Raw genomic sequence first — 21,943 nt, forward strand, 5'->3', positions numbered from 1 at the left:
CTCAACAAAACGTTGAATCTGCACCGGTGATCAAAAGTGCCTCGCGCACACAATCACCCCATATCCTTTACTTCTTCCACATGCAGGCACGATGCACCTCGAGCCTGCATGACAAGCTTCAGCCTGGTGCCCATAGCGCTGTGGAACCACCCCTTCCCATCCCGAACAGGACCGTGAAACGCAGCCGCGCCAATGATAGTGAGCAATCCGCTCGCGAAAGTAGGTCAGCGCCAGGCTACCCTTCAACACAACGCCCGATCACAACCCAGTGATCGGGCGTTCGTGTTTCTAAAACACCAAAATCACGCCCAACACACAACGCGGCGCGCAACAGCATGCTGGCAGCCTCAAGTTGGTACGCGCTGCGGGCTGTCCCGCCGTCGGACAAGAGCGCGCGCTCTGTGCTATTCTTGACGGCTATCCGCGATCGCGGTACTTCACAAAAACACGCGTAACTTTCCCTTACGATTCAAGGACATTCGCTAATGGCGCAGAACACCTCACCCGTGAACACTCTCGAGCGGAAGATCAATATGTCGGTGGTCGCCGCGGATGTGGAAAAGAACGTCGCGACCCGCCTCGCGCGCATGGCTCGCACCGTCAAGATGCCGGGTTTCCGTCCGGGCAAGGTGCCGATGAAGATCGTCGAGCAGCAGTATTCCGCTCAGGCCCGCTCCGAAGCCTTTACCGAGGCCGTCCAGCAGGCCTTCGGCACCGCGGTGCGCGAGCAGAATCTGCGTGTGGCGGGTTTCCCGAAGATCGAGCCGATGGAATCGACCGAGCCGGGCAAGGTTTTCTTCAGTGCGACGTTCGAGGTCTATCCGGAAATCGAAACCGCCGATCTGTCTGACAAGGCTCTGGATCGCGCGACGCTGTCGGTCGGTGATGCCGAGGTCGACAAGACGCTCGAAGTGCTGCGCAAGCAGCGTGTTTCCTATGTGGCCGCTGACAAGGCTGCCGCAAAGGAAGATCGCGTCGTAATGGACTTCCGCGGCACCCGCGAAGGCGAAGCGTTTGACGGCGGCACTGCTGAAGACTTCCCTGTCGTGCTTGGCGTGGGCGCTATGCTGCCGGATTTCGAGGCGAACGTTGAAGGCATGAAGGCAGGCGAGACCAAGACCTTCTCGCTGACCTTCCCGGAAGACTACCAGGCGAAGGATCTGGCCGGCACGACGGTGCAGTTCGAAGTCAAGCTGAAGGCGGTCGAATCGCCGGTCCTGCCGGAAGTGAACGCGGATTTCGCAAAGTCGCTGGGCGTGCCGTCGGGTGATGTCGAGCAGCTGAAGTCCGATGTGAAGACCAACCTCGAGCGGGAAGTGAAGAAGCGCCTGCAGGCTCGCGTAAAGAACGAAGTGATGAATCTGCTGATCGAAGCGCATGCCTTCGATGTCCCGACGGCGCTGGTGGAGCAGGAATCGCAGCGCATGGCGGAAGAGGCTCGTGCCAATCTCGCGTCGCGCGGCATGAACGTGAAGGATATCCCGGTCGAGGCCGCGTGGTTCGCAGATCAGGCCGTGCGTCGCGTGCGTCTGGGTCTGCTGGTCGCCGAGATCGTCAAGAAGAATGAACTGTATGCCAAGCCGGAACAAATCCGCGCCGTGGTCGAGGAACAGGCTCAAAGCTACGAAGATCCAGCCGATGTGATCCGCTGGTACTACAGCGATACGCAACGTCTTGCACAGGTGGAAGCGCTGGTTGTCGAGGACAATGTGGTTGACTGGGTGCTTGGTGTCGCTAAGGTGACCGACAAGCCGGTCGACTTCGACGACCTGATGGCGACGAACTGATCAACGGTCAGCTTCGATCGCCGGCAGCGTCGGCGCCGATGTTTGCTTGAATGATAGACAGAGGGGCCGCTCGCGGCCCCGTCCGGGAGCTTAGGGAATGATGTCGGAAACCGTCGGTCTGGGCATGGTGCCCATGGTCATCGAGCAGAGTGGTCGGGGCGAGCGTGCTTACGACATCTACTCGCGTCTGCTGCGCGAACGCGTGGTGTTTCTGGTCGGACCGGTGAATGATGCGACGGCCAATCTGATCGTTGCGCAGTTGCTGTTCCTTGAATCCGAGAATCCGGACAAGGACATCTTCTTCTACATCAACTCGCCTGGTGGTTCGGTGACGGCAGGGCTGTCGATCTACGACACCATGCAGTTCATCAAGCCCGACGTGTCGACGCTGTGCATCGGTCAGGCGGCCAGCATGGGCGCCTTCCTGCTGTCGGCGGGCGCCAAGGGCAAGCGTGCATGCCTTCCGAATTCGCGCGTGATGATTCACCAGCCGATGGGTGGCTTCCAGGGTCAGGCCTCGGACATCGAAATTCACGCCCGCGAAATTCTTACGCTGCGCGCGAAGCTGAACACCATCATGTCGCACCATACCGGCCAGCCGATAGAAACGATCGAGCGCGACACTGACCGCGACAATTTCCTGTCGGCCGAACAGGCGCGCGAATACGGCATCATTGACAAGGTGCTCACCACCCGCGCCGAGAGCTCGGCCGCCTGAGCAGCCGCGTGGCTCAAGCCGGGTGACGTACCTGTCAAGTTTGGAGTTGACTCATGACCGACAAGAAATCGGGTTCCGAAAAGCTGCTGTACTGCTCCTTCTGCGGAAAGAGCCAGCATGAGGTGAAGAAGCTCATCGCCGGGCCGTCGGTCTTCATCTGCGACGAGTGCATCGATCTCTGCAACGACATCATCCGCGACGAGATCAGCAACGAGCAGGCGGGCAAAAGTTCGCGTGGCGACCTGCCGTCGCCCAAGGAAATCTGCGAAATCCTAGATCAGTACGTGATCGGGCAGTCGCCGGCCAAGCGCATCCTCGCTGTGGCGGTGTACAACCACTACAAGCGCCTGCGCCACATGTCCCGCAAGGACGAGGTGGAGCTGTCCAAGAGCAATATTCTGCTGGTCGGTCCGACCGGTTCGGGCAAGACGCTGCTGGCGCAGACCCTGGCCCGGCTGCTCAATGTGCCCTTCGTCATGGCGGATGCGACCACGCTGACCGAAGCCGGCTATGTCGGCGAGGACGTGGAGAACATCATCCAGAAGCTGCTGCAGAAGTGCGACTACGAAGTCGAGCGTGCGCAGCAGGGCATCGTGTACATCGACGAAATCGACAAGATTTCGCGCAAGTCTGACAACCCGTCGATCACCCGTGACGTGTCGGGTGAAGGCGTGCAGCAGGCGCTGCTCAAGCTGATCGAAGGTACGGTGGCCAGCGTGCCGCCGCAGGGCGGGCGCAAGCACCCGAACCAGGACTTCGTTCAGGTCGATACCACCAACATCCTGTTCGTCTGCGGCGGCGCGTTCGACGGGCTCGAGAAGGTGATTCGCAACCGCACCGAACACGTGAGCATCGGTTTCGGAGCGGAGGTTAAGAGCCGCGACAGCCGAAGCGCCGGCGAAGCGCTGCAGGACGTCGAGCCGGAAGATCTGATCAAGTTTGGTCTGATTCCGGAATTCGTCGGTCGTCTGCCGGTCGTGGCGACGCTGCAGGAACTGGATGAGGATGCCCTGATCCAGATCCTGATCGAACCGAAGAACGCGTTGATCAAGCAGTACCAGAAGCTGTTCCAGATGGAAGGTGTCGAACTGGAAGTGCGCCCCGGTGCCTTGCAGGCCATCGCCCGCAAGGCGCTCAAGCGCAAGACCGGGGCTCGTGGTCTGCGCAGCATCATCGAGGCCGCGCTGCTCGATACCATGTACGAACTGCCGGGCGTCGAGAATGTCGCAAAGGTGGTGATCGACGAAGGCGTGATCGAGGGCGAAACAAAGCCCATCATGCTGTTCGCCGAACAGCCCAAGGTGTCCGGTTCGAACTGAAACCCGCGCGTCGGTTTGCGCGCTGCGCGGGTGCCGGAGCCGGGGCGGCTTGATTCGGGAAGTGCCGCCCCAATCTGTCTGACACTGTCGCGTTAAGGAATTGCAATGTCCAGCCTCCAAACCGTTCCCGAGCAACTCGAATTGCCGCTGCTGCCATTGCGGGACGTGGTCGTGTTCCCGCACATGGTGATCCCGCTGTTCGTGGGTCGCCCGAAATCCATCAAGGCACTCGAGTCGGCGATGGAAGCCGGCAAGAGCATCCTGCTGGTGGCCCAGAAGTCGGCTGCCAAGGACGAGCCGAATGCGGAAGACCTCTATCGCATCGGCTGCGTCGCCAACATCCTCCAGATGCTGAAGCTGCCTGACGGCACCGTGAAGGTGCTGGTCGAGGGCACGCAGCGTGCGCGCGTCGAGGACATCGCTGATATCAAGACGCTGTTCATGGCTCAGGTAACGACCGTGCCTGCGGTAGAACAGACCTCGCACGAGATCGAGGCCATGCGTCGTGCGCTGATCAGCCAGTTCGATCAGTACGTCAAGCTGAACAAGAAGATCCCGCCTGAAATCCTGACCTCGCTGTCCAGCATCGAGGAAGCCGGCCGTCTGGCGGACACGGTGGCGGCTCACCTGCCGCTCAAGCTCGAACAGAAGCAGGACATCCTCGAACTGTTCGGCACCGCCGAGCGCATCGAGCGTCTGCTGTCGCAGCTGGAGACCGAACTCGACATCCTTCAGGTCGAGAAGCGCATCCGTGGCCGCGTGAAGCGGCAGATGGAAAAGAGCCAGCGCGAGTACTACCTGAACGAACAGGTCAAGGCCATCCAGAAGGAACTGGGTGAAGGCGAGGACGGCGCCGATCTCGAGGAAATCGAGAAGAAGATCAAGGCTGCCGGAATGACCAAGGAAGCCATCGCCAAGGCGCAGTCGGAGCTGAAGAAGCTCAAGCTGATGTCTCCGATGTCGGCCGAAGCGACCGTGGTGCGCAACTTCATCGAAACGCTGGTCGGCCTGCCGTGGCGCAAGAAGTCCCGCATTTCGAAGGATCTGGCCGAAGCCGAGAAGATTCTCGACAAGGACCACTACGGTCTCGAGAAGGTGAAGGAACGCATTCTCGAATACCTGGCGGTTCAGCAGCGCGTCGACAAGCTGAAGGCGCCGATCCTGTGCCTGGTCGGCCCTCCGGGCGTGGGCAAGACCTCGCTCGGTCAGTCGATCGCCAAGGCGACCAATCGCAAGTTCGTGCGCATGGCGCTTGGCGGCGTGCGTGACGAAGCCGAAATCCGCGGTCATCGTCGCACCTACATCGGTTCGATGCCGGGCAAGATCCTGCAGAACATGACCAAGGTTGCGGTGAAGAACCCGCTCTTCCTGCTCGACGAAGTCGACAAGATGGGCCAGGATTTCCGCGGTGACCCGTCGTCGGCGCTGCTCGAAGTGCTCGATCCGGAACAGAACTCGACCTTCGTCGACCATTACGTCGAGGTCGAGTACGACCTGTCGGACGTCATGTTCGTCGCGACCGCGAACTCGCTGAACATTCCGGCGCCGCTGCTGGACCGGATGGAAGTGATCCGTCTGTCCGGTTACACCGAGGAAGAGAAGGTCAACATCTGCCAGCGCTACCTGGTGCCCAAGCAGATGAAGAACAACGGCCTGAAGAAGGAAGAGCTGTCGGTCACCGAAGACGCGCTGCGCGACATCGTGCGCTACTACACCCGCGAAGCCGGTGTACGTGCGCTCGAACGCGAAGTGTCCAAGATCTGCCGCAAGGTGGTGAAGGGCCTGGTGATGCGCAAGCGCTCGTCCAAGGTGGTGGTCAACGCGAAGAACCTCGACAAGTTCCTCGGCGTGCGCCGCTACACCTTCGGCATCGCCGAGAAGGACAACCAGATCGGCCAGGTGACCGGTCTGGCCTGGACTGAGGTCGGCGGCGAACTGCTGACGATCGAAGTCGCGACCATGCCGGGCAAGGGCGCGGTGCAGCGTACCGGCTCGCTCGGTGACGTGATGAAGGAGTCGGTCGAGGCGGCACGTTCGGTGGTGCGCTCGCGCGCACGTCGTCTGGGCATCAAGGACGAAGTGTTCGAGAAGACCGACCTGCACGTGCACTTCCCGGAAGGTGCGACGCCCAAGGACGGTCCTTCCGCCGGCATCGCGATCACGACTGCGCTGGTGTCGGCGCTGAGCGGCATTCCGGTGCGCGCCGATGTCGCGATGACCGGTGAAATCACGCTGCGCGGCGAGGTCCTGGCCATCGGTGGCCTGAAGGAAAAGCTGCTTGCCGCAGTGCGAGGCGGCATCCGGACCGCGCTGATTCCGCACGAGAACGTCAAGGATCTGGCCGAAATGCCGGACACCCTGAAGAACTCGATCGAAATCGTCGCGGTGAAGTGGATCGACGACGTGCTGGAGCGTGCGCTCGAGCGCAAGCCCGATCCGCTGCCTGAAGCCGACCCGGCGGCCGTGGTCGCCAAGGTGGAGGAACCCGCTGCCGCGAGCACGGTCCTTACGCACTGAAAGCGGCCGAGCGACAGCCCGCGAACCTCGTCTTGTGAGGTATCATCGCGGGCTGTTTTTTGCAGCCTGGCCCTGTGCCGGTCCGAGCGGGTGCTTAGCTCAGTTGGTAGAGCGTCGCCCTTACAAGGCGAATGTCGGCGGTTCGAGCCCGTCAGCACCCACCACACGCCCGGATGCGCTGTATCAGGAGTGGTAGTTCAGTTGGTTAGAATACCGGCCTGTCACGCCGGGGGTCGCGGGTTCGAGTCCCGTCCACTCCGCCAACACTGACAGCGGGCGAACGACAGTTCGCCTTTTTCATTTCCGCGCCCGGAAAACCGGGTTCCGCGAAAGGTGCTTATGTTCGATGCAGTCCGCAACAACAAGCGCGTGGTGCAGATCATCCTGCTGCTGATGGTGCTGCCCTTCGCATTCTTCGGCGTCGAGTCCTACATGAACCGGGATTCCGCACGCGAGGACGCGGCAGTGGTCGGCAAGATGAAAATCGTCCCGGAAGAGTTCCAGCAGGCGCTGCGCGAACAGACCGACCGTCTGCGCGAGATGGCCGGCGAGGAATTCGACCCCAAGATGATGGAAACGCCGGAAGCGCGCACCCAGGTGCTCGAGGGCCTGGTGAGCCAGCGTCTGCTGATGCAGGAAGCGCAGCGCCAGCACCTGACGGTGTCCGACGGGCGCATGAGCCAGATCATCGCTGGTGTGCCCGGTTTCCAGGTCGACGGCAAGTTCTCCGAAGCGCGGTTCGACCAGGTGGCACAGGCGCAGGGTTACAGCCGTGATGGCCTGCTGGCCCGCATCCGTCAGGACCTCGTGATGCGCCAGCTCTACGCAGGCGTCGCAGGCAGTTCCTTCGTGCCGCCGTCGCTGGCCCGCCGCTGGGCGCAGATGCAGCAGGAAGAGCGCGAAGTGAGCGAGGCCATCATCACGCCCTTCGAATTCATCGAGCAGATCAAGATCACCCCGGAACAGATCCGCAAGTACTACGACGACAACCAGAAGGAATTCGCCGTCCCTGAACAGGTGAAGGTCGAGTACCTGATGCTGAGCGAAGCCACGCTGGCCGCGAAGATGGACATCGCGGAAGAGGAGGTGCGCAAGGCGTTCGAATCCAATCAGTCCAAGTACATGCAGGGCGAGGAGCGCAAGGCCCGCCACATCCTGCTCGGCGTGAAGCAGGGCGCGACGCCGGAAGAGCGCAAGGCAGTGAAGGACAAGGCCGAAGCGCTGCTCAAGCAGCTGAAGGCGAATCCGGCCAAGTTCGGCGAGCTGGCCAAGGCCAATTCGGACGATCCGGGTTCCAAGGACAACGGTGGCGACCTCGGATTCTTTGGTCGCGGCACCATGGTGAAGCCGTTCGAGGAGGTCGCCTTCTCGCTGAAGAAGGGCGAAATCAGCGGTCTGGTGGAAACCGATTTCGGTTACCACATCATCCAGCTCGAAGACGTGCGCGGCGGTCAGGGCAAGACGCTGGAACAGGCGCGTGCCGAAATCACCGACGAGCTGAAGAAGCAGGCCGCGCGCCGTCGCTTCGCGGAACTGGCCGAAACCTTCAGCAACACGGTGTACGAGCAGGCGGACAGCCTGGCGCCGGCGGCGGAGAAGCTGGGTCTGCAGGTGAAGACCAGCCCGCTCATTCCGAAGGGCATGCTGATGCCGGCCCCGTTCGACAGCGTGAAGCTGCGTGATGCCATTTTCGCCGAAGACGCGATCAAGAACCGCCGCAACACCCAGGCGGTCGAGACTGCGCCGAACACCCTGGTTTCCGCGCGCGTGATCGAGCAGATTCCGCCGTCGATCAAGCCGTTCGAATCGGTGCAGGCCGACATCGAGAAGAAGCTGGGCTTCGAGGCCGGCCGCAAGCTGGCGCTGGAACGCGGAGAAAGCTCGCTGACCAAGCTGCGTGCCGGCGAAGAGGCGCCGCTGGTGTGGTCGCCGCCGCAGGACGTGTCGCGCGCCCAGGCGCAGGGACCGGCCGCGGTCATGGTGAAGGCCATCTTCAACGCACCGGCCAACAAGCTGCCGGCCTATCTCGGCTTCCCGATGGACAACGGCGGCTACGCGATCTTCCGCATCAGCGCGGTCAAGCAGCCGGAGGAAGCGCTGGACCCGGCCCGTGTGCAGGCGATCAAGGCCCAGCTTGAACAGACGGTGTCGCAGGACGATTTCGCGTCCTACATCACCGCGCTGCGCAAGGATTACCCGGTCAAGATCAACCAGAAGCTGCTCGAAGCGCCCAAGCAGCCCTGAGTGACAGAGAGCAGGGCGCTCGCGCCCGGCATGAAAAAGGCCACCCCGCGGGGTGGCCTTTTTGTTTTTCAGGGAGCCGGCTCAGTCGGCCGATGTCTCCGGCACCGGTGCATTGCGCAGGCCGGTCAGGAAGGTATCGACCAGCCACGGGGCGTGCGCGCGCAGATCGAAATCGTGACGCTCCACCCAGCTGCGCATCAGACCGCCGATGAAGGCATGCATCGCCTCCGCGGTCACCTTGGGATCGACATGCGCCGGCAGCTGACCGCGCCGGACAGCTGCGTCGAAAATGACTTCGAGCATGGACAGGCAGCGGCCGTGCGTTTCCAGCTCGGCGCGGCGCAGCCGGTCGAAATCCGGGCCGCCGTCCAGCTTGCAGAACTTGATCTCGAACACCGACTGCACCCGCTCGCACTCGCTGAGCATGCGCAGCACGTGGATGGCGTCCTTGCGCAGATAGCCCAGCGGATCGCTGCCCGGATCGGCCGCCAGATCGCCCAGCATGGCCTGCATCGGCGTCACGACTCGCTCGCACACTGCTTCGAAGATGTCGGCCTTGTTCTCGAAATGCCAATAGACCGCGCCGCGCGTATGGCCAGCGGCCTTCGCGATGTCGTCCAGCGTGGTGCTGGCCACGCCCTTTTCCCGGAAGCAGCGTTCGGCCGCATCGAGCAACTGCACTCGTGTTGCTTCCGCTTCTTCCTTCGTCCGTCTGACCATGAAAACTGTAGGGGATTTATACAAACAGACGTGAATGTATATTTTCCTGGACCGCGCGTCAAAGTGGTGCGACAGACTTGCAGGGCGGGCGCAGTGTAGCCGGCTCGCGCGGGCAGTGCCTCGCGGAAAGCTTGAATCGCTGGAGGCGGCGTATGCCGGAAAAGAAAAAGGGCCCGAATCGCTGGATTCGGGCCCTGAATGTGGTGGGCAGTAGTGGGATCGAACCACTGACCCCCGCCGTGTGAAGGCGGTGCTCTACCGCTGAGCTAACTGCCCTGTATTCGTGACAGGGCGCGAATAATAGCCGGCGGAACCAGCGGCGTCAAATGCTCTTTCGCGTCGCGCTACAATTGCGGGCTTACATTGGAGTCCGCACCCTCATGTCCCAGGTTGTCCGCACCCGCTTCGCCCCCAGCCCCACCGGTTATCTGCACATCGGTGGCGCCCGCACCGCGCTGTTTTCGTGGGCCTATGCGCGCCGTCACGGCGGCCAGTTCATCCTGCGCATCGAGGACACCGACGTCGCGCGTTCGACGCCTGAAGCGGTGCAGGCCATTCTCGATGGCATGAAGTGGCTGGATCTGGGCCATGACGAAGGCCCGTTCTACCAGATGCAGCGCATGGACCGTTACAAGGCGGTGATCGCGCAGATGCTGGAACAGGGCCACGCCTATCGCTGCTACACCACGCCGGAAGAACTCGACGCGCTGCGCGAGCGCCAGCGCGCCAACAACGAAAAGCCGCGCTATGACGGCCGCTGGCGCCCGGCGCCGGGCAAGTCGCTGCCGACGCCGCCGGAAGGTGTGCAGCCGGTCATCCGCTTCTGCAACCCGCTGGACGGCGTGGTGGCGTGGGAGGACCAGGTGAAGGGGCGCATCGCGATCGCCAACGAAGAACTGGACGATCTCATCATTGCCCGCGCAGACGGCACGCCGACCTACAACTTCTGCGTCTGCGTCGATGACTGGGACATGGGCATCACCCATGTCATCCGCGGCGACGACCACGTGAACAACACGCCGCGCCAGATCAACATCCTGCGCGCGCTGGGTGCGACCGTGCCGCAGTACGCCCACCTGTCGATGATTCTCGGCGATGACGGGCAGAAGTTGTCCAAGCGCCACGGCGCGGTCAGCGTGATGCAGTACGACGAGGACGGCTATCTGCCGGAGGCGGTGATCAACTATCTCGCCCGTCTGGGCTGGAGCCACGGCGATGACGAAATCTTCTCGCGCGAGCAGTTCGTGCAGTGGTTCGATCTCGACCACATCACGCCCTCGGCCGCCCAGTTCAACACCGAAAAGCTGCGCTGGCTGAACGCCCACTACATCAAGCAGACCGACAACGCCTGGCTGGCGGCGGACGTGGCCAGCCGTCTCGCGCGCCGTGGCGTCGATCCGGAAGCCGGCCCGGCGCTTGAGCCGCTGGTCGCGCTGTACAAGGACCGCGTTGCCACGCTGGTCGAACTGGCAGACGCGCTGGAGGCCTTCTACATCGACCTGCACGTCGCGCCGGAACTGATCGCCCAGCACCTGACCGACCCGGCGCGCGACGCGCTGCGCAAGCTGTCGGCGCGGCTGGAGACAGCCACCTGGGACAAGGCGGCGCTGTCGGCCGCGATCAAGGAAACCTGCACCGAGTGCGGCCTGAAGATGCCGCAGGTCGCGATTCCGCTGCGTGTCGCGCTGCTCGGCCAGCCGCAGACCCCGTCGATCGACGCGGTGCTCGAAGCCTTCGGCCGCGAGCGCGTCCAGGCCCGTCTGGCCCGCGTGCTCTGAGCCTGCGCTGAGTCCTCTCGGTCCGGTCCCTGCCGACGGAAGGGACCGGGCCTGCCCGAGCCTGTCGCCTGACGGCGGGTGAGCGCCGTCCGGATGCGCACCTTGGCGCTGCTCCGGCGGTGCGGATCGGAATGCCGATCGAAGCGCCCTCCACCGACGTGCGGTGATCGCAGCGCCGTTCGCGCGCCGCCGACGCCCACGGTCCTTCCCGACCCCAGCAGCACGGCAGATGCACTCGGCCGGGCGCAAGCGGCCGGCGGGTGACCTTGCTCGCCCGCCGGTGCATCGCATTCATCGTCCATCGGGCCGGTGGTCGTGCATGTGCGGAAGGCATAGACTGCAAAAAAAGGTGTCCGGCCGCTTCGGAACGGACCCGTCCGGGCAGGCATCCGCACGTCGCAGCGCGAACGCCGGCCGGTTTCCGGTGGCGCCCATGAACCGCATCTTCATCAGCTATCGCACCATCGATGGTGCCAAGGACGCGAGCAGGCTGGCTGACGACCTGGGCCGGGTGTTCGGCGACGACCAGGTCTTTCTCGACCGGCAGGACCTGCGCGGCGGCAGCAGCTGGCGGCAGGAGATCGCGCGGGCCATCGGCCACCGGCCGGTGGTGCTGCTGCTGATCACGCCCTGCTTTGCCGCGGCCCGCCATCCGGACGGCCGGCTGCGTCTGCACGATGCCGACGACCCGGTGCGCCTCGAGGTCGAATCCGCGATCGATGCGGGCGCGGTGCTGATGCCGTTGCGGGTCGATGGCACGCCGATGCCGCAGGCCGACGACCTGCCTTCGTCCATGCACGCGCTGACCGAGCGCCACGCGCTGCCGCTGCGCACCGACGACTGGAGCCGGCTCGATCTGCCCCGCATCATCGCCGACATCGAACGACTGGGCGTGGCACCGGCCGGCACGCCGGCGGCTCCGCGCCCGCGCATGCATGCGCTGCGCTGGGCGCTGGCGGCCGCCGTGCTGCTGCTGACCCTCGCCGGCGTGCGCTACGCCGCCCGTGACGACATCGTCCTGCCACCCACCGCTGCCGGTCCGCGTGATGCGAGCCCACCGCCGCCCGATCCCTCGCGGCCGCTCGAGGTGAAGGCGGCCGAGCCGGCGCGCGGGTCGCTGGAAGGTCGATGGCTGCTCACCACCGCCGACGGCGACCGCATCCCGCTGACCATCCGCCAGCAGGGCGAGCGCCTGCTGCTGCGCTCAGAGCCGGTGCGCGTCGACAACGATCCGGACTGGCGCGCCTATCTCGACACGCTGGCGGCGATGAAGGCGGGGCCGCTGACTCACATTCTTTTCACTGCCGAGGGCCGGCTGTCGGCCGACCGCGCCGATCTGGCCGTGGTGATCGCCAGCGCAGAAGAACGCGGTGAGGGCAGCTTCGTCGTCGATACCGGCCATCTCGACCTGCGCGTCGGCCCGGAAGGGCGGGTGATGGCGGGCAGCCTGCAGCTCAACAGCGGCGAGCGCGATACGGTCGTGCTGGCCCGACAACCCTGAGTGCGCGGCCGGCCGCGCGCCCCCTAGGAGGACGATCCCGATGACGCCCCCCCTGCTGCGCATCCGAGCGGCCAGCCCGGCCACCCCCGCGCCTTCGCTGCCGACGTCGCTGACGCTGAGTCACGCCCGCCGTCTGCATCCGGGCAGCACGCGGGACGCGGGCGCCGGTGAGTTCGAGGCCCCGGCCGACGATGTGGTCCGCATCGAGCTGGATAACGGCTTCGTCCTCTGGAGTCGCGCCGACGATCTGTTGCGCGAGCACGGCCGGCGCACCGTGGCCCGCGATGGCGGCGCCGGCTGGACGGTGGAGGCCCTGTCGGCGCCGGCCCCCGGCGGTGAGCGTGGCCTGGTCGGTCTGGGCATCCGCGTGCTGGATTTCTTCGGCGTCGATCTGAAGAAGCAGGCCGCCGCCGCGCTCGGTCGCGGCTTCGAGGAAAAGTGCCTCGGGCGGGCGCCCGGCCTGTACCGCTGCGCGCTCGACCGCTTTGCGCTCGCACCGCTGCCGGCGCGCGAGTCGCTGCCGGCGTCCGCCGGGCCGCTGCTGGTGTTCCTGCACGGTACCGGATCCAGTTGCGAAGGCAGCTTCGGCGGGCTGTGGGCCGCGGACAACCGGGAGGGCGCACTGCTGCGCAGCCGACTGGCCGCGCGCTACGGCGATCGCGTGTTCGCGCTCGAGCACCGCACGCTGACCGAAAGTCCGATCGCCAATGCGCTGGCGCTGGTGCAGCGGCTGCAGAAGGGGGCCGAACTGCATCTGGTCAGTCATTCGCGCGGCGGGCTGGTGGGCGAACTGCTGTGTCTGGGCGAATGCACGAACCTCGACCTGGTCGAGGGGCGGCTGGACGCACTGTTCGCCGCCGATCGCACGCTGTCGGAACAGATCGGCCTCGGGCCGCTGGACGCCGCGGCCGAAGCGGCCCGCCACGCCGCCTATCAGGCGGATCGCGCACTGCTGGCGACGCTGCTGAGCGAACTGAAGACGCGGCAGATCCGGGTGCGCCGATTCGTGCGGGTGGCCTGTCCGGCGCGCGGCACCACGCTGGCGTCCGGCCGGCTGGACCGCTGGCTGTCGGTGCTCAATTTCCTGTCCGGTCACGGCCTGTTCGGCGACGCGGTTGATTTCCTGCTCGCGGTGGTGAAGGAACGCACCGATCCGCGCACGCTGCCGGGCGCGGAGGCAATGATGCCGGGCTCCGCGCTCACCCGCCTGCTCAACCACGCCGAGCTGAGCACCGCCGCGGATCTGAGCGTGATCGCCGGCGACGTCGAAGGCGATTCGCTGTGGCAGAAGATCAAGCTGCTGGCGACCGACTGGTTCTACGGCGCCGACCACGATCTGGTGGTGAACACCGGCTCGATGACCGGCGGCCTGAACCGGCCGGCGGGCGGCGCCCGCTTCATGCGCGACGCCGGCGGGCAGGTGAATCACTTCCGCTACTTCGTCAATGCGCAGAGCGTGCGCTGGCTGGCCGCCGGCCTGCTGCGCGCCGACAGCGAGGACGGCGGCTTCCAGCCCATCGCCCGGGCACAGCACGAGGCGCCGCGCTGGCGCGGAGCGGTCGCGCGCAGCCAGACCGCCGCCGAACCGAGGCCGTTCGCGCTGGTGCTCCCGGGCACCATGGGCAGCGAACTGAGCGTGGGCGGCGATCCGGTGTGGCTCGACTACTTCGCGCTGTTCAACGGCGGCCTGCGGCGGCTGGACATGGGCGCGGCGCAGGTCGAACCGGGCGGTCTGGTCGATCAGTTCTACGGCCCGCTGGTCGAGTTCCTCGCGCGCACCCACCGGGTCGACGTCTTCGCCTACGACTGGCGGCAATCAGTGCGTGCCGCCGCCGTCCGGCTGGCCGAGCGGCTGGAGGCGCTGGTGGCGCGCGCCGAAGCCGAACACCAGCCGGTGCACATCGTGGCCCATTCGATGGGCGGTCTGGTGGTGCGCGCGCTGATGGCCGACGGCGGGCGCGGCGCAGCGGTCTGGGCGCGCATCGCGCGGCTGCCCGGCAGCCGCTTCCTGATGCTGGGCACGCCCAACTTCGGCTCGCACGAGGCGGTGCGCTGGCTCACCGGCCACAACCCCACACAGGCGCGCCTGGCCCTGCTCGATTTCACCCAGAGCACCACCGACATCATCGACCTGGTGAGCACCTATCCCGGTCTGCTCGAACTGCTGCCCTTCGCCGACAGCGACCCGGATTTCGCCGACGCTGGCCTGTGGACCGCGCTGCGCCGTCAGTTGGGTGCGGCCTGGCGCACCGCCGACGCGGCCACGCTGAAAACCGCGCGGGACACCTGGGACCGGCTGCGCGCGGCCGCGGTCGATGCCCGGCTCACCTGCTATGTCGCCGGCTGCCAGCCGGCCACTGTCATCGGCTATCAGGTGAGCGGCGAGGACGACCCGTGGCCGCTCGGCCGCAGTCGCATCGACTTCGTCGCCACCGCGCGCGGCGACGGCACCGTGAGCTGGGCTTCGGGCGCGCTGCCTGGCGTGCCGGTGTGGTACGCCGAAGACACCGCGCACGACTTCCTGTGCGCGCAGACCCGCGCCTTCGAAGGCTACCTCGATCTGCTGATGACCGGCAGCACCCGACGTCTGCCGTCGGCGCCGCCGGCCGGTGCGCGGGCGGCCGGCGCCGACGGCGCGGATTTCCTGCTGCGGCCGGCGCCTCCGGCCGACGGCATTCCGCAGCCGGGCGATCTCGCGCTGTTCGGTTTCGGCGGCAGCCCCGCACCGGTCGAGGATGCCGCGGAGATCCGGACCGTGGTCACGGTGCGTGTCCGTCACTGCGAACTCAGTTATGCGCGTCACCCGGTCATGGTGGGGCACTACGCCGGCGACACCATCGTCAGTGCCGAGGCGAGCATGGACCGCCGGATGGACGGCGCGCTGTCGCGCAGCCAGCTGCTGGGGCGCTACCCGGGGGCGGCCGGCACGCATGGCGTGTTCATTCCGCGCGAAATGCACCAGCACCCGCAGGGCGCCATCGTGATCGGCCTGGGCGAGGTGGGCGAACTGAGCCCCGGCCTGCTGCAGGATGGCGTGCGTCATGCGCTGCTCGATTTCGCGCTGCAGGTGATCGAGTGGCCGGACGACCGCTTCGGCCCGGCCGATGGCATGCGCACGCTGTGCGTGTCCACGCTGCTGATCGGCACCGGTGCCGGTGGCATGCGGGTGCGCGATTCGGTCGAGTCCATCCTGCGGGGCGTGAACGATGCGCGGCGTGCACTGCATGACGGTGCACTGGCCGCGCGCGTCGATATCGCCGAGGTCGAATTCATCGAGCTGTACGAGGACATCGCGATACAGGCCGCGGCCGCGCTGCGCGAAGTGGTGCGCGGTGCGCTGGCCAGCGATTTCGCGTGGCCGGAACAGGTGCTGGGGCGCGGGCACGGCGGACGCCGCCGGGTCAGTTTCGACGAGGACGCCAGCTGGTGGCACCGGCTCGAAATCAGCCATGACGCCCGACGGGACGAACTGCGCTTCATCGCGCTGACCGATCGCGCCCGCGCGGAAATCAGCCTGGTCGGCGGCCAGCTGCAGCAGGTCGATGCCTTCGTGCGGCAGGCCTGCCGCTCCTGTGCGGCCGATGCCGATACCGCGCGCACGCTGTTCGAAATGCTGCTGCCGCACCGCATGAAGCAGCTCGCACCCGAGCGGCGCAGCCTGGTGCTGCTGGTGGACGAAGTGTCCGGCCGCTACCCGTGGGAGCTGCTGGAAGACCGCTGGCAGGGGGGGCAGCAGCCGCCGGCGGTGGCGTCCGGCATGCTGCGCCAGCTGCGCACAGCGCAGTACCGCGAGCGGCCGCAGGGGGCGACCCGGGCCAGTGCGCTGGTCATCGGCGACCCGGCACCGCTGGGCCGCGATTTCGCCGCGCTGCCCGAAGCCGCCGCCGAAGCGCGCGCGGTGGCTGCCGTGCTGTCCGGTGGCGGCTGCGCGGTGACCGAACTGGTGCAGGCCGAGGGCCGCGCCATCATGGCCGCGCTGCATCAGGACGCATGGCGCATCCTGCATCTGGCCGGCCATGGCGTGCATGAATACGTGCTGCCGGCCGCCACCCCGGTCGAAGGCGGGGCGCAGGCGCGTACCGTGTCCGGCATGGTGATCGGAGACGGCTGGTTCCTGACACCGGGTGACGTGGAACAGATGCGCTACGTGCCCGAACTGGTGTTCATCAACTGCTGCCATCTGGGCGCGACCGGGGGCGATGGCGGCGCCAGTACCGACTTCAACCGTCTGGCCGCCAACCTCGCGATGCAGTTCATCCGCATGGGCGTGCGCGCGGTGGTCGCGGCCGGCTGGGCGGTCGACGACGCGGCGGCACGCTGCTTTGCCGAAACCCTGTACGGCGCGCTGCTCGAGGGCCGCGGCTTCGGCGATGCGGTCAGGCTGGCGCGCGAAGCCACCTGGAGCCGTCACCCGCGGGTCAATACCTGGGGCGCCTACCAGTGCTACGGCGATCCGGATTACCGGCTCGACCCGACCGGCCCGCTGCACCGCGACAGCGCGCCGCCGCCGTTCAGCACGCCGTCGGAACTGGTGGCCGAACTGGACAACAGGACCAGTGCGCTGTGCATCGGCAATCATGACGAACCGCAGGCCTGGCTGGAGCGCTGCCTGCAGCGGCTGCCGGCCGCGGTGCGCGAGGACTGGCTGGCGCGTGCCGACGTCGCGGCCGCCATCGGTCTGTATCTGGGCGAGGCGGGCCTGTATGCCGTGGCCGCGCCTTGGCTTGCGCGCGCCCGCGCCTCTGACGACGGCGACTGCCCGCTGCGGGTGCTCGAACTGGCGGCCAGTTTCAGCGTGCGCGCCGCCGATGACGCCTGGGCGCTGGCGCGCGCGCAGAACAGCCGCACTGCGGCGCCGGTGGACGACATCCGCCGCGCCATCGCCGACCTCGAACTGCTGGTGCCGTCCGCCCGCCGCAGTGCGCTGACCGGCAGCGCGTACAAGCGCCTGGCATGGATGCAGCAGGGTGCCGACCGGCTGGCGGCGCTCGAGGCGATGGCGCTGCATTACGGTCGCGCGCTGGAACAGGCCGAGCGGGCGCCCGGGCCCACGGTGGACAGTTACGCCTTCCTGAACCTGTGGACCGCCCGGCTGCTGCATGCGCGCCTGACCGACCAGCGTCTGCCGGCCGACGTCGCCGCGGCGGTGCGCGCCGGCTGCGTGCGTGCGCGCGAGGTGGCGGCCGCGCATCCGAACCCCGATTTCTGGAGTACCGCGGTGGTCGGCGACAGCCTGCTGCTGGACGCGCTGCTCGATGGCCGGCTGGCAGCGCAGGAACAGACGGCCGTCATCGCCGCCTATCGTGCCGCCTTCGCGCGCGGCGGCAGCGCGCGCGAGCACGCGTCGGTGCTCGACCACCTCGACTTCCTGATCGACGCCGGCGTGCTGCGCGCCGGCATGAAGAAGATACGCGCCGCGCTCGGTGCGTGAGGGGGATTGCCATGGCGAAGGGACTGAAGTACGACGCTGACTGGCTGGTGGGCGGACCGGCGCGGGCGGCGGTCACGCCCAATTTTTCGCTGTCCGAGTACGTACGGCCGGACGGCTCGGTGCGGGTACATCGCGAACTGCTGGCGGCGGTGCAGTGCGTGCGCGACGCGCTCGGGCAGGGCATCAGCATCGCCGGCATGGCGCCGGTGGCCGGGCTGGGCGCCGGTCGCGACGGCCTCTTCGTCTGGCTGAAGGCGGCCGATCCGGCCGCGCTGCTGGCGGCGGCGCAGAAGGTGGTGCGCGAGGGCTGGCTGGCGCGTGCCGAGCGGCGCGGTGAGCGGGTGTATGTCGAACTGCCGGATCCGGCCGCGCTGCCGCCGCTGCCGGCCGAGCGCGCACTGGAACTGGCGATCGCGGTCACCGCCGCCTTCGAAACCAGCGGTGATCCCTATCAGCAGGTGACCGGCAATTTCGACGGCGCCGGCCTGTCCTTCGGGCCGCTGCAGGTCAATCTGGGCACCGGCACGCTGCAGGAACTGTTCCGCCGCTTCGCCGCGCGCGACGAAGGGCGGCTGCGCAGCTGTTTCGGCGATCTGTGGGATGAATGGCAGCGCATGCTGAAGCTGCCGTCGCGGGCCGCCCAGGTGCGCTGGGCCGACGCGCTGAGCCGTGGGCCGCAGAAGGCCCGCTTCGATCCGGCCTGGACTGCCGCGCTGCAGGCGGTGGGGCGCGAACCGGCCTTCCGTGCCGAATGGCTGCGCTACGCCTACGATACCTACGGCCGCAAGCTGGTGGTGGCGCTGGCCTGGCTGAAGGGCGTGCGGCCGATACCGATACGCAATTTCCGCTGCCTCGCCGCGCTGTATGACCTGTGCGTGCAGCAGGGCAGCCTGGACAAGGCGCATGCCGCCATCCGCCGCCGAATCGAGCGGGAGAATCCGCAGGACGAATTCGCGCTCACCCGCATCGCGGTCGAGGAGCGGGGCCGCGTGGCCAGCCCGCAGTGGCGCGCTGACTGCATCAGCCGCCGGCTGTGCATCCTCGACCGCGCACCGGTCGCGGTCGCTGAAGCCGGCCAGCGGGCCGAGCGCGATAACCCCCAGCTGTGGCGGTTGCGCAATGCGCCGGTCCATCAGATGGAACGCTGGCTGGCCTGACCGCTCGCGCCGGCAGGCCGGCGCGTCTGAAGCGTCCACTTGTCACACTGTGTGTCCGCGCCGCGTCGCCCGGACCAGACGGCCGCCAGGCAAGTCGTTGCTGCAGTGCAGCTTTCGCGTCGCAGGACACAGCGTCGACACCCTGTTTAAGAACTGTGTCGCCCTCTCAAGCCTCTTCCGGCCCACCCGTTAGCCCTCGTTGAAGTGTGACGCAGATCACGGTCCGTATCGGGGCCGAGTCTGCCGTCGCGCGCGGTGAACGACCGGCAATGCCGGCCGCGACAGACATGAGGGAATGACGATGGCGTGGGTGAAGACGGCCATGGATCGGAATCAGATGAACAGGGTGTTGAGCGACCCGCCGCTTTCCAGGATTGATGCCGGCTCAGACGCCGGGCGTGTGGGGTCCGCCGCGCGAGTGCTGCCATGGCCGCCCTCACTGACCCGGATGCAGCGCGCCGATCATGATGAAGCGCTTAACCGCATGGTCCGTGAGCCGGAAGGCGCACGCATCGAACTGTTCTGACCGCTCGACCCTGGAGTGCGAGGATGAATCGAGACAGTGAAGTGGCCGGCGGTCCGGCACTGGTGTGGGATGCACTGGCCCTGCATCGCGACGGGGCCACCGTGTGGTCCAACGAGCTGTGGCGCGCGGCGGCAGCAGCCGGCGCGTGCTGGACGCCAGCTGATCCGGAACGCCGCGGTGAAGCGCGGCATCTCGACGCATGGGTGCAGGAACTGCTCGGCGGGTCCGTTGCGCCGCTGCTGCGCTCCACCGGCTGGATCGAGGCGGTGTGGCGGCTGTCGGCGGAGCCGCTGTGCGAAGGCCGCGATGGCTGGATGGTGCATCTGCAGCCTCAGGTGTTCGCGCCGCGGCAGGGCCACGCCCGCCCGTTGTCGCTGCTGGCGGTCGATGACGAGGCCTTCATCCTGAGCGCGCTGCGGCGTCTGCTGCGGGGCGCGCCGTTCGAACTGTGCACCGCCGGCAGCGCGGATGAGGCCTGGTCCATGCTGCAGCAGCAGCCGGCCGACATCGTGCTGTCGGACCAGCGCATGCCGGGCACGACCGGCGTACAGCTGCTGGCACGGGTGCGCGACTATGCGCCGGATACGGTGCGCCTCATCCTGTCCGGCTACAGCGACGTGCAGTCGATCACCGACGCCATCAACGAGGGCGCCGTGTACCGGTTCATCGCCAAGCCCTGGGATGACGCGCAGCTGCTGCTCGCGCTCAACGAAGCGGCTGATCTGCACCGTTCGCGCATGCAGACACGGCAGCTTCAGCTGGCGCTCGCCACGGCCAATGCCGACCTCAGCGCCGCGAATCAGCGCCTGAAGACACTGCTGTCCGAACAGGACCACCGCATTTCGCTGGGTGATTACGCGCTGCATCTGGCGCAGGACATGAACGATGCGCTGCCCTTTCCGGTGCTGGGGCTGGATGCCGAGGGCCAGCTGGTCACCGCCAACGACGCGGCAGCGCGCTATCTCGGGCTGCAGGCGGCCGACGGTTCGCTGACGGCGCTGGTCCGCGGGCGCGAAGCCGGCTACGAGCGCGGCTTCGCCTTTGCCGGGCGCGAGTGGGCGCTGTGCATCGGCGTGCTGCCCGGTGGTACCGGCCGGGTGGTCGCTCTGGTTCCGGAGAACGGTCATGTGCTGTGACACGCGGCGTCCGCAGGACCCGCCGGTGGACGTGCCCCCGATCGGCGGTGATGACGGCATGGACGCGCGGGAGCTGCGCCTGCGTGAGTCGGTGGCCCGGGTGCTGTCACGCAGCGATGCCGACGATCCGTGCATCGCCATGCTGACCGAGGTGGTGGTGCGCGTGGTGCTGGAGGAGGACGGACATGGAGCGGACTGAATCGGTACGGACAGGCAGCATCGTGCTGCCACCCCTGCCCGAGGTGGTGGCCGAACTGGTCATGATGATCGGTCAGGAACAGGTGCACGGCGCCCAGCTCGCGCGCGTGGTCGGTCGCGATCCGGCGCTGGCCGGTGCCACGCTCAAGCTGGCGAACTCATCCTTCTTCGGACTGGCCGGGCGGGTGGCCAGCATGCAGGACGCGATCACGCTGATCGGCGTGAATGCGGTCCGCAACATGCTGCTCATCCTGGGCATGCGCAACGCACTGCGTCCGCCGGCAGGCCACTTCGACACCTATGCGTTCTGGCTGCATGCGCTCGAAACCGCGGCGGCCGCGCGCGCGCTCGCGCGCACCCACGGGCTGTGCGGCGACGAAGCCTTCCTCGCCGGTCTGCTGCACGACCTGGGCAAGCTGGTGGTCGCGTGCGCGCGCCCGGATCTACTCGCGCGCGTCGAGGCGCATGCACGTGAGCAGGGATGCAGTTTCGCCGAGGCCGAGATCGCGATCGGAGAGAGCGGACATGAAGAGGCCGGCCTGCTGCTGGCTGGAGCGTGGAAGCTGCCGGAGGCGCTCGCCGCTGCAATCAGCCGTCATCATCGGCCGGCGCCGGACGACCCGGTACTGGTGCACCTGATCCATCTGGCCAATCTGATCGCCCATGTCGCGCAGGGCGAGGAGGGCAGCGAGCCGGCACCGCGGCTGCAGCGCAGCAGCTGGCAGCGGCTGGCACCTTCGCAGAGCGATGTCGAACGTGCGGTGATCGCGGTGCGGCGCCTTCGGGCGCGTTCGGGCGAATGGCGCGCGCTGCTGGCCGAAACCTGAGCCGGACGTGGCTTTCGGTTACGCCGCTTTGCAAGCATGAACAACTGTGTCGCCCCATCAAGGGGTCCGGTGGGGCGGACGATA

Annotated in this window: 14 protein-coding genes, 3 tRNA genes and 1 rRNA gene; 16 read left to right on the forward strand and 2 right to left on the reverse strand. The window is 66.9% G+C overall.

The window, feature by feature from the left end:
• The first annotated feature begins 122 nt into the window (after positions 1 to 122).
• From rrf to METUNV1_RS00185, 8 genes are all read left to right on the forward strand, one after another.
• Positions 123 to 236: ribosomal RNA gene (rrf, locus tag METUNV1_RS00150) — 5S ribosomal RNA — on the forward strand.
• A 249-nt stretch (positions 237 to 485) separates the two neighbouring features.
• Complete coding sequence (gene tig / locus METUNV1_RS00155) at positions 486 to 1,787, forward strand: trigger factor (protein WP_008057613.1); 1,302 nt, start codon at positions 486 to 488, stop codon at positions 1,785 to 1,787.
• Positions 1,788 to 1,884: 97 nt separating this feature from the next.
• Positions 1,885 to 2,505, forward strand: a complete 621-nt coding sequence (gene clpP, locus METUNV1_RS00160) for an ATP-dependent Clp endopeptidase proteolytic subunit ClpP (RefSeq protein ID WP_008057615.1) — start codon at positions 1,885 to 1,887, stop codon at positions 2,503 to 2,505.
• 53 nt (positions 2,506 to 2,558) lie between these two features.
• Complete coding sequence (clpX, locus tag METUNV1_RS00165) at positions 2,559 to 3,824, forward strand: ATP-dependent Clp protease ATP-binding subunit ClpX (RefSeq protein ID WP_008057617.1); 1,266 nt, start codon at positions 2,559 to 2,561, stop codon at positions 3,822 to 3,824.
• Between the two features lie 105 nt (positions 3,825 to 3,929).
• Positions 3,930 to 6,341, forward strand: coding sequence for an endopeptidase La (lon, locus tag METUNV1_RS00170; RefSeq protein ID WP_043358693.1), 2,412 nt, complete (start codon positions 3,930 to 3,932; stop codon positions 6,339 to 6,341).
• An 88-nt stretch (positions 6,342 to 6,429) separates the two neighbouring features.
• A tRNA-Val gene (locus METUNV1_RS00175) sits at positions 6,430 to 6,505 on the forward strand.
• A gap of 22 nt (positions 6,506 to 6,527) precedes the next feature.
• Positions 6,528 to 6,604, forward strand: a tRNA-Asp gene (locus tag METUNV1_RS00180).
• Positions 6,605 to 6,680: 76 nt separating this feature from the next.
• On the forward strand, positions 6,681 to 8,585 hold the full coding sequence (locus METUNV1_RS00185; RefSeq protein WP_008057620.1) for a SurA N-terminal domain-containing protein: 1,905 nt from the start codon (positions 6,681 to 6,683) through the stop codon (positions 8,583 to 8,585).
• Positions 8,586 to 8,666: 81 nt separating this feature from the next.
• Here the strand turns inward: METUNV1_RS00185 and METUNV1_RS00190 are convergent, their stop codons facing one another.
• Positions 8,667 to 9,266 (reverse strand): TetR family transcriptional regulator, encoded by a 600-nt coding sequence (locus tag METUNV1_RS00190; RefSeq protein WP_232416285.1) that lies wholly within the window; start codon positions 9,264 to 9,266, stop codon positions 8,667 to 8,669.
• A 240-nt stretch (positions 9,267 to 9,506) separates the two neighbouring features.
• Positions 9,507 to 9,581 (reverse strand) — tRNA-Val (locus METUNV1_RS00195).
• A 104-nt stretch (positions 9,582 to 9,685) separates the two neighbouring features.
• On the opposite strand from METUNV1_RS00195, the gene gltX reads away from it, so the two are divergent.
• The 8 genes from gltX to METUNV1_RS00235 all read left to right on the forward strand — a co-directional run bounded on the left by gltX (position 9,686) and on the right by METUNV1_RS00235 (position 21,859).
• Positions 9,686 to 11,083, forward strand: coding sequence for a glutamate--tRNA ligase (gltX, locus tag METUNV1_RS00200; protein ID WP_008057625.1), 1,398 nt, complete (start codon positions 9,686 to 9,688; stop codon positions 11,081 to 11,083).
• A gap of 433 nt (positions 11,084 to 11,516) precedes the next feature.
• Positions 11,517 to 12,584, forward strand: coding sequence for a toll/interleukin-1 receptor domain-containing protein (locus tag METUNV1_RS00205; RefSeq protein WP_008057627.1), 1,068 nt, complete (start codon positions 11,517 to 11,519; stop codon positions 12,582 to 12,584).
• A 40-nt stretch (positions 12,585 to 12,624) separates the two neighbouring features.
• Positions 12,625 to 18,015, forward strand: coding sequence for a DUF7379 domain-containing protein (locus METUNV1_RS00210; protein WP_008057628.1), 5,391 nt, complete (start codon positions 12,625 to 12,627; stop codon positions 18,013 to 18,015).
• 11 nt (positions 18,016 to 18,026) lie between these two features.
• Positions 18,027 to 19,172 (forward strand): hypothetical protein, encoded by a 1,146-nt coding sequence (locus tag METUNV1_RS00215; RefSeq protein ID WP_008057630.1) that lies wholly within the window; start codon positions 18,027 to 18,029, stop codon positions 19,170 to 19,172.
• A 301-nt stretch (positions 19,173 to 19,473) separates the two neighbouring features.
• Entirely contained in the window at positions 19,474 to 19,698 is a 225-nt protein-coding gene (locus METUNV1_RS00220; protein ID WP_139026254.1) for a hypothetical protein, read from the forward strand.
• A 23-nt stretch (positions 19,699 to 19,721) separates the two neighbouring features.
• Entirely contained in the window at positions 19,722 to 20,834 is a 1,113-nt protein-coding gene (locus METUNV1_RS00225) for a response regulator (RefSeq protein ID WP_008057633.1), read from the forward strand.
• Between the two features lie 25 nt (positions 20,835 to 20,859).
• Positions 20,860 to 21,033 carry a hypothetical protein gene (locus tag METUNV1_RS00230; protein WP_158005290.1) on the forward strand — a complete coding sequence of 58 codons (174 nt, stop codon included), beginning with the start codon at positions 20,860 to 20,862 and terminating at the stop codon, positions 21,031 to 21,033.
• A complete protein-coding gene (locus METUNV1_RS00235; RefSeq protein ID WP_008057640.1) occupies positions 21,020 to 21,859 on the forward strand; it encodes an HDOD domain-containing protein in 840 nt (279 codons plus the stop codon). Before METUNV1_RS00230 ends, METUNV1_RS00235 begins: the two co-directional genes overlap by 14 nt.
• The last annotated feature ends 84 nt before the right edge of the window (positions 21,860 to 21,943 follow it).

Origin of the sequence: Methyloversatilis universalis FAM5, assembly GCF_000214035.2 — a bacterium.
GTDB classification, from domain to species: domain Bacteria; phylum Pseudomonadota; class Gammaproteobacteria; order Burkholderiales; family Rhodocyclaceae; genus Methyloversatilis; species Methyloversatilis universalis.